This window comes from Chromatiaceae bacterium (genome assembly GCA_016714645.1).
Taxonomy (GTDB): domain Bacteria; phylum Pseudomonadota; class Gammaproteobacteria; order Chromatiales; family Chromatiaceae; genus M0108.
This window is the reverse complement of record JADKCI010000004.1, coordinates 464,283-475,000: the sequence shown is the minus strand read 5'-3', so window position 1 is coordinate 475,000 and position 10,718 is coordinate 464,283. Positions and strand designations below refer to the sequence as shown.

10 protein-coding genes and 2 tRNA genes (1 of these 12 only partly in view) are annotated in these 10,718 nt (G+C 62.0%); 4 read left to right on the top strand and 8 right to left on the bottom strand.

The features are described from left to right. From sbcB to ffh, 6 genes are all read right to left on the bottom strand, one after another. On the bottom strand, nt 1–1,350 hold the 5' portion of the coding sequence (gene sbcB, locus IPN92_14065; protein ID MBK8639335.1) for an exodeoxyribonuclease I. Its footprint begins 96 nt before the window's first position; 1,350 of the gene's 1,446 nt are visible here — the first part of the coding sequence; the start codon lies at nt 1,348–1,350; its stop codon lies off the left edge, out of view. 148 nt (nt 1,351–1,498) lie between these two features. Then, a complete protein-coding gene (gene rplS / locus IPN92_14060; GenBank protein ID MBK8639334.1) occupies nt 1,499–1,840 on the bottom strand; it encodes a 50S ribosomal protein L19 in 342 nt (113 codons plus the stop codon). A gap of 18 nt (nt 1,841–1,858) precedes the next feature. Next, nucleotides 1,859–2,602, bottom strand: a complete 744-nt coding sequence (gene trmD, locus IPN92_14055) for a tRNA (guanosine(37)-N1)-methyltransferase TrmD (GenBank protein MBK8639333.1) — start codon at nt 2,600–2,602, stop codon at nt 1,859–1,861. A 15-nt stretch (nt 2,603–2,617) separates the two neighbouring features. Beyond that, a complete protein-coding gene (gene rimM, locus IPN92_14050; GenBank protein ID MBK8639332.1) occupies nt 2,618–3,118 on the bottom strand; it encodes a ribosome maturation factor RimM in 501 nt (166 codons plus the stop codon). A gap of 54 nt (nt 3,119–3,172) precedes the next feature. Beyond that, a complete protein-coding gene (gene rpsP / locus IPN92_14045; GenBank protein ID MBK8639331.1) occupies nt 3,173–3,466 on the bottom strand; it encodes a 30S ribosomal protein S16 in 294 nt (97 codons plus the stop codon). Between the two features lie 136 nt (nt 3,467–3,602). Then, a complete protein-coding gene (gene ffh / locus IPN92_14040; GenBank protein ID MBK8639330.1) occupies nt 3,603–4,976 on the bottom strand; it encodes a signal recognition particle protein in 1,374 nt (457 codons plus the stop codon). Between the two features lie 190 nt (nt 4,977–5,166). On the opposite strand from ffh, the gene ccsA reads away from it, so the two are divergent. Further along, nucleotides 5,167–5,976 (top strand): cytochrome c biogenesis protein CcsA, encoded by an 810-nt coding sequence (gene ccsA, locus IPN92_14035; GenBank protein ID MBK8639329.1) that lies wholly within the window; start codon nt 5,167–5,169, stop codon nt 5,974–5,976. Between the two features lie 88 nt (nt 5,977–6,064). Here ccsA and IPN92_14030 read toward each other — a convergent pair whose 3' ends face one another. Further along, a complete protein-coding gene (locus IPN92_14030; GenBank protein MBK8639328.1) occupies nt 6,065–6,406 on the bottom strand; it encodes a TusE/DsrC/DsvC family sulfur relay protein in 342 nt (113 codons plus the stop codon). 380 nt (nt 6,407–6,786) lie between these two features. Between IPN92_14030 and IPN92_14025 the strand changes: the two genes are divergently transcribed. Both IPN92_14025 and IPN92_14020 read left to right on the top strand, forming a co-directional pair. Continuing rightward, nucleotides 6,787–6,862: transfer RNA gene (locus IPN92_14025), tRNA-Ala, on the top strand. Nucleotides 6,863–7,621: 759 nt separating this feature from the next. After that, complete coding sequence (locus IPN92_14020; protein ID MBK8639327.1) at nt 7,622–8,575, top strand: IS110 family transposase; 954 nt, start codon at nt 7,622–7,624, stop codon at nt 8,573–8,575. Between the two features lie 293 nt (nt 8,576–8,868). Here the strand turns inward: IPN92_14020 and IPN92_14015 are convergent, their stop codons facing one another. Then, the gene (locus IPN92_14015; GenBank protein MBK8639326.1) at nt 8,869–10,395 is read right to left on the bottom strand and encodes a fumarate hydratase; all 1,527 of its coding nucleotides are present in this window, start codon (nt 10,393–10,395) and stop codon (nt 8,869–8,871) included. A 156-nt stretch (nt 10,396–10,551) separates the two neighbouring features. Between IPN92_14015 and IPN92_14010 the strand changes: the two genes are divergently transcribed. Further along, nucleotides 10,552–10,628 (top strand) — tRNA-Val (locus tag IPN92_14010). The last annotated feature ends 90 nt before the right edge of the window (nt 10,629–10,718 follow it).

Genomic DNA, 10,718 nt, shown 5'->3' with positions numbered 1-10,718 from the left:
TCGGAGAGCAGCGAGTCGCTCTTGGTAATCCTTTAAGACGATACTGGCACCCGCTTTCGGGTTGGTTAACCGCTGGAAGCGCCAGGTGTCCCATTCCTCCCGCTCCTCCTGGCTTAGGGTTTCCGGCCAATTACGGGCGCGATAGCGAAAGAGCATAGTCTCTAGGCGGGGATCCCTGAAGTGCAATTTGGTATGCGCCAGGGCCTGGGGCGGTAGTTGGCGCAACTGGTCCATCTGGCGCCGATCCGCATCCGAAAAAAAGCCGCCCGCATAGATCATGAGATCAGGGTCGGTTTCAACCGGCCACTCTCCAATCAGATGCACCTGTCGCACCTTTGAGGCGAAGTCCGAGGCAGAGCCCAGCAGCTTGGCATGACGCTCGACCTGAGACAGGTCAATACCCCATCGATCCGATGCCAGCGCGGTTAGAGTCGCCAGGGGCGCCACCATCGGGGCATGATTGACATGGATGGTTTTGAGGGGGATACGCTCCATCCCTTCCGGTAGATCCTTAAGGGGCGTAAAGAGGCGTTCGCGCATGGCCTCTACGGACAGGCTCAGCAGGGGCTCGGGTCCATATCGCAGGTCGTAGCAAATCACGCCATTGCGGAAGCGGGGATGACGGGAGATCGGCAACACCGGGGCAATACAGCCAAGCCGGGCCGGGTAGCGGCTGGAGACATGTAGAAAGGGCTCGCCCTTGGCCACCAACTCCTCCAACTTGCCCCGCTCCCGCAAACTCAAGGCATAGGCAAAGAGGCGCGGCTGATGAGTCTTGAGCAGGGCCGCTAGCTGAAGGGTGGCGCGCACATCAGCCAAGGCGTCGTGGGCCTGAGCATGCTCAATACCGTTGGCAAAGGTCAGATGTTCTAGTCGGAAGGAAGTGACGCCTTCCCCGCTGGCTGGCCAGTGGATGCCCTCGGGCCGCAGGGCATGAGCCAGGCGCAGGACATCGATGATGTCCCAGCGTGAGTTGCCGTTTTGCCACTCGCGGGGATAGGGGTCGATAAAATTACGGTAGAAGAGGTTACGGGTAATTTCATCGTCGAAGCGGATGCTGTTGTAGCCCACCCCACAGGTACCGGGCTTGGCCAGTTCACGTTCGATAGCGGCGGCGAAATCCGCCTCGGGCACCCCCTCGCGCCAAGCGCGCTGGGGGCTGACGCCTGTCAGCAGGCACGCATCGGGATGGGGAAGCAGATCGTCCGCGGGGCGGCAAAAGAGGATTAACGGCTCGCCAACCGGGTTGAGATCCTCGTCAGTACGCAGCCCGGCGAACTGGCAGGGGCGATCCCGGCGTTGATCCGCACCCCAAGTCTCGTAGTCATGCCAGTAGAAGGTCTTGCTCAAGCTCCAGCTCCGCTCCGACCCCTGACCACCTGATCCTGGCCAGGTTGCCAAATATCAACGCAACGCCAGGGATTCCATCCCTGAAAGAGCAAAAGCCGGAGAAGGCGCGAGCATCCTCCCCGCACTCGCGGTTAGGGTGCCTTGGAGATTAAATCTTCTCTTTGATACGGGCAGCCTTGCCAGTACGTCCACGCAAATAGTAGAGCTTGGCGCGACGTACATCACCACGACGCTTCACCTGGATGGAGTCCACCACGGGGCTGTAGGTCTGGAATACCCGCTCCACGCCTTCGCCATGAGAGATTTTTCGCACGGTGAAGGCCGAGTTCAAACCGCGATTACGCTTGGCGATGACGACACCCTCGAAGGCCTGAAGTCGCTCGCGAGCACCCTCCTTAACCTTGACTTGCACCACCACGGTGTCTCCGGGGGCGAAATCGGGGACCACGCGGCCCATTTGTTCTTTTTCGAGTTCCTCGATGATATTCATGCTCTTTCGCTCCTGTTCTCACCCGGCGTCTTGATGCGCGAGGATAAACTGATCCAGCAATGCCTGTTCCACTTTACTCAGGGAACGACGCTGCAATAAATCGGGACGGCGCAGCCAGGTTCTGCCCAATGCCTGCCCGAGCCGCCAACGTTCGATAGCCCCATGGTCGCCACTCAGCAGCACCGACGGGACTGACCGGCCGTCGATCTCCGACGGTCTGGTGTAGTGGGGATGATCCAGCAGACCATCCACATACGAATCTTCCCGAGCCGAGTCCACGTGACCCAGGGCCCCCGGCAACAGGCGGATGACAGCGTCCATGACCACCATGGCCGGTAACTCGCCGCCACTTAACACATAGTCGCCGATGGACCACTCCTCGTCCACCCAGTCATCGATGAGGCGCTCATCAATGCCTTCGTAACGGCCGGCGATCAGTATCCAGCCGCTGGCCTGGGCAATGGCCGCCATCTCGCCTTGATCCAGGAGCCGGCCCTGGGGACTGAGATAGGCCACCCGACTTTGCGGCGCCTCGGCCCGCGCGGCCTCCAGGGCTGATCTCAAGGGCGCCACCTTCATCACCATGCCAGGACCGCCCCCATAGGGCCGGTCATCGACGGTATGATGGGGATCCAGCGCGTAATCGCGCGGATTCCACAAATGAAGCTCGGCAATTCCCTGTGCCAGCGCCCGCGCTACGACCCCCTCATCCTCCAAGGCCCGGAACATGGCCGGGAAGAGGCTAATGACATCAAAGCGCACGCCGCCGGACCGCGGCTAGAAATCCGGGTCCCAAGCGACCCGCATCAACTTCCTCTCCAAGTCCACTTCCGTGACCACTTCACCCCAAATAAAGGGTATCAGGCGCTCGCGATCCCCGCGCACCGCCAGGACATCGTTGCCGGCGGTCGCGAAGAGATGATGGACCTTGCCCAGAGGCACCCCTTCCAGGGTCTCCACGGCCAAACCCTCCAGATCGGCCCAGTAGAATTCGTCCTCGCCCGGCGGAGGCAATTGATCCCGGCTGACCGAGATGTTCTGTCCAACCAGAACCGCCGCTTGCTCCCGGTCTTCACAACCGACAATCCGCGCAACCAGACCCTTGCCATGCCGCCGACCCTCGACCGCGGTTCGCACCTCGGCCTTATCACCCAAGAGCCAGGGGTTATAGCCCAGAATGGCTTCCTTAGGGTCCGTCTCGGAGAAGATCTTGACCAACCCATGCACCCCGTAAATTCCGGAAATGCGTCCCACGACTAGGGCACGGTCATCCGCCATGGCGTTTTGATTCCTGGGGCAAAAAGGCCCGAGACCTGCTCGCCGTCAGCGGAATCAGGAAGCGACGACGGCCTGAACGCCCGTGGCCGCCGGCAAGCTCGCGGCCTCTTTGGATACTTGCTTCAACAACTCCGCAACGCGCTCGGTGGGCTTGGCGCCCTGGGAAATCCAGTAGTCGGCGCGCTCGCGATCCAGACGCACCCTGACCTCGCCGCCAACGGCAATGGGATTGAAAAAGCCAATACGTTCAATATAGCGCCCATCTCGGCGACAACGGACGTCGGCGACGACGACTTGATAAAAGGGGCGCTTCTTGGCGCCGCCCCGCGACAAACGAATCGTGACCATGGTTAGTCCTGATTGGGTTCCAGAATCGGTCTCCCGGCACCATTCGGGGCACAGGAAAACACGGCATTTTACTTGAAAATGGAAAAATGAAAAGCGCCAAAATCGCCTAAGGGCTCTAATCGGCCTGGCAAGACCATCAAAAGGGCATCCTCCCCGGCATCCCCATGCCCGGAAGCCGACCCGACAGGGACCGCATCATCCGCGCCATGCCGCCGCCCTTCATCTTTTTCATGGTCTTTTGCATGATAGTGAACTGCTTGAGTAGGCGATTGATATCCTGGATCTGGGTCCCCGAACCCATGGCGATGCGTCGCTTGCGCGCGCCCCTGATGAGAGCGGGAAAGGCCCGCTCGTGAGGGGTCATGGAATTGATCATGGCCACAAGCCGCTTCAACTCCTTGTCGTTCACTTGCTGTTTGAGATGTTCCGGCACCTGGCCCATGCCAGGCAGCTTGTCCATGAGCCCGGCCATACCTCCCATGCTCGCCATCTGCGTCAACTGGTCGCGGAAATCCGCCAGATCAAAATCCTTGCCCTTCTGGATCTTTTTGACCAGCAGCTCCGCCTTCTGGTGGTCGATCTTGCCCTGCACCTCCTCGACCAACGACAGGACATCCCCCATGCCCAGGATGCGCGAGGCGACGCGATCTGGATGAAAGGGCTCAAGCGCCGACGTCTTCTCGCCAACACCCAGGAACTTGATGGGCTTACCCGTGATGTAACGGATGGACAGGGCAGCGCCGCCACGGGCGTCGCCATCGGTCTTGGTGAGGATAACGCCCGTGAGCGGCAGGGCGGCATCGAAGGCCTTGGCAGTATTGGCCGCATCCTGGCCAGTCATGGCATCCACGACGAAGAGGGTTTCGATGGGCTTGACCGCCGCGTGCAGCCGCTGGATCTCCTCCATCATGGCCTGATCGACGTGCAACCGTCCCGCGGTATCGACGAGGAGGACATCCTTAAAGTGTTTGCGGGCCGAGTCCAGGGCCAACCGGGCGATGTGCACCGGATCCTGGTCACCCTGGCTGGGGAAGAATTCCGCGCCCACCTCCGCCGCCAGCGTCCGCAACTGGTCAATGGCCGCCGGCCGATAGACGTCGCAACTGACCACCATGACCTTCTTTTTCTGTTTCTCCTGGAGCCAGCGGGCGAGTTTGGCCACACTGGTGGTCTTGCCCGAACCCTGAAGGCCCGCCACCAGCACGACCGCCGGCGGCTGCGCCGCCAGATTCAGGACCTCGTTGGCCGAACCCATGAGTTCGACTAACTCGTCGTTGACAATCTTAATCAGGACTTGGCCCGGGGTCAGGCTGCGCGCCACCTCCTCGCCCATCGCTTTGTCGCGGACCCGGTCAACAAAGGCACGCACCACCGGCAAGGCCACATCGGCCTCCAGCAAGGCCATACGGACCTCGCGCAAGGAGTCCTTGATGTTGTCCTCGGTCAGGCGACCCCGGCCACGGAGATTGTCGAGGGCGCGTCCGAGGCGCTCCTGCAGATTTTCGAACATGGTCTTCCTCGAACAGGAAAAAAGAGTGGTAATGGACCTGCAAGGCCCGTGGGCGGTAGAACCAGTCCAGTATAATGCAGGGACTTCCCGGGCGGATGATTGACCTCGCGTATCAGATCAAGGTGCGACTGATCAGGCACTCCGCCGGCATCGTTTCCCACGCGCCGTCTTTATGCGATTATCCACTTCCATGAATCATCTCTACTTTGCCCTGACCGCCATCGTCCTTTATCTCGCCGCCACGGGCCTGATCGGGTGGCGCTTGCTCGGCCGCCGGCATCCCAACCCGCCCCCCCGCATCCTCGCCTTATGGCTTGTCTTTGCAGGGCTGTTACTTCATGCCTGGCTTCTCTACGATGGCATTTTCAGCCAACCGGGTCTTAATCTTGGCTTTTTCAATGCCCTGGTTCTAACATCCTGGACCATCATTGCCCTGTTTCTCATCTCCAGCCTCACCAAGCCCGTGGAAAATCTGGGCCTGGTGCTCCTACCCGTGGCGGCCTTGACATTGGCACTGGAAGCAAGCTTTCCGAGCCCGGACTTCATGCGACCGGCCTTGGGATGGAACATCAAGATCCACGTGCTCATCTCCATGCTGGCCTACAGCCTGCTAACCCTGGCCAGCGTTCAGGCTATCCTGCTGGCGATTCAGGACCATCATCTGCGCGGGCGTCAAACCGGCGGCATCACCCGTGCCTTACCTCCGCTGCAGACCATGGAAAGCATGCTCTTTGAGATGATAGGCGCAGGCTTTGCCCTTCTGACTCTGGCCCTCATGAGCGGATTTTTCTTCCTGGAAGACATGTTCGCCCAGCACCTGGTTCACAAAACCGTCCTCTCGACGCTCGCCTGGCTGATGTTCGGCAGCCTGCTCATAGGTCGCTTCCGCTACGGCTGGCGGGGCAAGACAGCCATCATCTGGACCTTAAGCGGGTTCGTGACCCTCATACTGGCTTACTTTGGCAGCAAGGTGGTACTGGAACTTGTGCTCCAGCATTAGGCGGTAGCGGCCTTTAGGGGACCCTCCCGGCGGCCGGGATACGAGACCCAGGCCGCCGCGAGTTCAGGCCCTAGCAGGAGAGGGGCAATCAGCAGGAATGGCAGTAATAATCCGGCAGACCGGCAATGCGGCAAGCCTGTTTGCAACCACCCGCGGGGAAAAGCCCCTCCAGGGTGCGCCGAGTGCAAGGAACATGGGGACTAATTTCATCCCCAATGGCCCGGATGACCAGTTTAGGCGAGGGTGGATGCCCAAATTCCTCATAGTAATCCCGCAAATACTCAATAACCACCCAATGGCGAGGGGTCAGAATTAAATCCTGCTCGGCGGCCATGGCCTCCGCCACTTCACGATCCCAAGCATCGAAACTAGCTAGAAAACCCTTGCGGTCCACCGCCAGATGACGACCGGCGATCTGCATTGAAGACATGATGGCTAACTCCTCCATCCTACTTAGGGATGGCTTTATGTAAGTTGGTGGAAATCAAATTTCTGCCCTACCCTGGAAAACGACTTCCTAACCTACCGGCTTGCCGCAGAAGGACATCCCGGAACTGGCCGATTTTGGTTGGTGGTCGAGTCCAGATCCCCTCCAGAACCCGAACGTTGCGAGGGACTCTAACTAAGATTAAACCATTTGATGCGAATTTCCAGCCCCCGGTCTTCCATGGATCCGGCGGCTCCGGCCCGAGGGCCAAGTTGTGATCGCTTGTCAGAAGCCGGTCCTATGGTGCTACAATTCCCACCCTCGGAAGTTCAGGGCCACCACCGGGCCAGAACTCATCCCCAGCGACCCAAAATCCGATTCTTGGGGCCGTAGCTCAGCTGGGAGAGCGATGCGTTCGCAATGCATAGGTCAGGGGTTCGATCCCCCTCGGCTCCACCAAACATCGATCTTACCGTGCCACACGGGACCACCAGAGACCCGGACCCGCCCCGAAAAGGCGGGGTTTTTTTATGCCCTTACGGTGGGGCCTAGTGCGGTGGGCCCCGACGTCAAGATGGTTGGAGCCATCACGCCGACCTTGGTGTCGCGATGCGGCTCGGGACATAAAAATAGCTGGTAGTCAGGCGCCTCTGGAGGGTTGTAGGAAGAGATGCCGCGAACGCCCTGATCGATCTTCCAGCTGTCCGCACACTCCACCGGTGCGGAAGTCGCCAAGGGCTGCGCCCCTGCTTGGGGTCCTGGGTAACCGCGAGGTCGTCAATGACCAGGGCGCCCGCGACCGGATATTCGGAAGTGCTCGTTCCGATGACAAACCTCGGTTCAGCCCGCCCGCCGTTTGCCCTCGACCGCATCGCACAGGCAATCCGCGGCAAGTCCGCTACCGCCGGCCCCAGCCTCGGCACGACGACGGGCACACGGCGCGTTCGCTCACGCCCCTGGAGTTGCTCAACCAGCGCGCGGCCCTGGCGTCTGCGACCAGCAAGCGCCGTGGTAAACCCGGCGTCGCCGGCGCCCGGCGCTGACACGCCGCCCCATGCACCCCTTGTAAGATGAATTTACCCGCATCAGACCGTCACCCCTCTGATTCCGAGAGCGTGGGAGAGCGTGGGTCGATGCGGGGTTTTTTCCTCAACAACCCGAACAGTTGCCAGGGCGGAAAGCCCGATTCTGCATGGCTGGGTATTGAGAGGCATGACCATGAATTCCGAGACATGTTGGGTTGGCGTCGACGTCTCGAAGTCGACGTTGGATGTGTACGTTTCGTTTCCCGAGCAAGCGTTCTCGGTCGAGCATGATCCGGACGGCATCCGACGCTTGATTGAGACCCTGCAACCCCGGCAACCGCGTCTGGTCGTGTTGGAAGCGACGGGTGGGCTCGAACGCACCCTGGTCGCCGAACTGCTGGTCGCACCCTTGCCGGTGGCGGTGGTCAATCCGCGTCAGGTCCGTCGCTTTGCGCAAGCCTGCGGCTACCTGGCCAAGTCGGATCGTCTCGATGCGCGCGTCCTCGCGCGCTTTGCCCAGGCCATCGCGCCGACGCCACGGGCGCTGCCCGAGGCCGACGCCTTGGCCTTGACGGACCTGTTGGCGCGCCGCCGGCAACGGGTCGAGATGCTGACGATGGAGAAAAACCGTCTGCACGCCGCCCACAATGCCGCCGTGCGCCTGGACATCCAGACCCACATCGACGGGTTGCAACAGCGCCTGAAGGCCACCGAGCAGGGCTTGCGCGAGGCGGTGGAAGCCTCCCCCGCCTGGCAGGCCAAGGCCGAACTGTTGGGCGAGGTCAAGGGGCTCGGGGACGTCACCATCCTGACCTTGATCGCCTGTTTGCCCGAATTGGGCCAACTCAACCGCAAGCAAATCGCCGCCCTGGTCGGCGTCGCGCCACTCAATCGTGACAGCGGCACCCGGCGCGGGAGACGGTGCGTGTGGGGTGGACGGGCGTCCGTTCGTCACGTGCTGTATCTGGCCACCCTCTCAGCGGTGCGTTACAACCCGATTCTGAAGGGGTTCTATACCCGACTGCGAGAGGCCGGCAAGGTCGCCAAGGTCGCCCTCGTGGCGTGCATGCGTAAGCTTCTGACGATCCTCAACGCCATGCTGCGCGATCAGGCGCACTGGGATCCTGCTCATGGGAAAACCACTTGACCTGAAACACAGTTGCTCCCCCGGAAAACCCCGCCGCCAACCGCCGCTCGCCCGCTCGGCCCCGCCCAGACGGCGGCCTGATCCCCGTCCGTCCCGCTCGGCCCGGACGCGAGCTGGTCTCCGGCCGTCCAACGCCAGTAGCGTACCTGCCACGCCGGCCGCCCGTGACCACCCGTGCAGCTAGATTTCCTATCCTCCGCCGCCCCCCAACCGGCCGCTCCCCGGACTTAAGCAGCCTCACCAGATCGGCTTTTGGTTACCGACTGGCTAGCCCACGCCAGCCTGGGCCCCCGCTAGCCGCCTACCACGACCGCTATCTTGCCGATCCGTGCCTGCCATTCGGCGGGGCCGGTCTGATGCACCGAGCCACCACGGCTGTCCACGGCGACCGTGACCGGCATATCGACCACATCGAACTCGCGGATGGCCTCCATCCCCAGGTCCTCAAAGGCCACCAGGCGCGAACCCTTAATGGCCTTGGCGACCAGATAGGCCGCGCCGCCGACGGCCATGAGATAGACGGCGCCGTGCCGCTTGATGGCCTCGATGGCGACCGGACCGCGCTCGGCCTTGCCCACCATGCCGATGAGGCCGGTTTCGGCCAGCATCTGCTCGGTGAATTTATCCATGCGGGTGGCGGTAGTGGGGCCGGCGGGGCCGACTACCTCGTCCCGGACGGGATCGACGGGCCCGACGTAGTAAATAAAGCGATTGGTGAGATCCACGCCCTCCGGCAGCGCTTCGCCCCGGCTGAGCAGCTCCGTCAGGCGCTGGTGGGCGGCGTCGCGGCCGGTCAGCAGCTTGCCGCTGAGCAGTAGGCGGTCGCCGGGTTGCCATTGGGCGATCGTCTCATGGGTCATCGCGTCCAGGTTGACGCGGATGGCCTTGGCATCGGCCTGCCAGACGACATCCGGCCAGTCCTCCAGGCGCGGCGGGGTCAACTCGGCCGGACCGCCGCCGTCCAGGGTAAACTCGATGTGGCGGGTGGCGGCGCAGTTGGGGATCATGGCCACTGGCAGGGAGGCGGCATGGGTTGGATAGTCCTTGATCTTGACGTCGAGGACCGTGGTCAGGCCGCCCAGGCCCTGGGCGCCGATGCCGAGGGCATTGACCTTTTCGTAGAGCTCCAGGCGCAACTCCTCCAGGGGGTTACGCGGGCCATGGGCCTTGAGTTCGTGGATATCGATCTCCTCCATCAGGGCCTCCTTGGCCAGCAGCATGGCCTTTTCGGCCGAGCCGCCAATGCCAATGCCCAGCATGCCCGGCGGACACCAGCCCGCTCCCATGAGGGGAACGGTACGCAGCACCCAATCGACCAGGCTGTCGCTGGGATTGAGGATGGCGAACTTGGATTTGTTCTCCGAGCCGCCGCCCTTGGCCGCCAGCTTGACGTGGACCTTGTCCCCCGGCACCAGGCTGACATGGACCACCGCCGGGGTATTGTCGCGGGTATTGCGCCGCTCGCCGTAGGGCGGCGCGACCATGGAGGCCCGCAGCCGGTTGTCCGGATGCAGGTAGGCACGACGCACCCCCTCGTCCACCATCTCCTGGAGACCCAGGGTGGCCTCCCAGCGAACCGCCATGCCCACTTCCAGGAAGACGACCACCATGCCGGTATCCTGGCAGATGGGCCGGTGGCCCTCGGCGCAGAGCCGCGAGTTATAGAGGATCTGGGCCATGGCGTCGCGGGCCGCGGGAGATTCCTCCCGTTCGTAGGCCGCGCCCAGGGCGCGAATATAGTCCAGGGGGTGGTAGTAAGAGATAAATTGGAGGGCGTCGGCGATGCTGGCGATCAGGTCTTCTTGGCGGATACTTGTCATTATGGATGAGCCTTTGGTGGGGGCGCGGTAGAGGGCTCATTATAAAGAGTCCCGGCCTGACTTGCCGGCGTCACACCAAGACCAGGCGCCTCCCCGCCCCAAATTGGTCCTTGCGCCCTCCCCCAGGGCTCTGTATCATCCCGCCCCTCAGACGACAGGCGCGTAGCTCAGTTGGTTAGAGCACCACCTTGACATGGTGGGGGTCGTTGGTTCGAGCCCAATCGCGCCTACCAAATTTTTCGGTTACCCATTTTGCGACCATCCCCGACCAGGGGTCCTGGGCCTTGATGGGTAACTTGATGTTTTTCGGCGGCCGGCGTCAT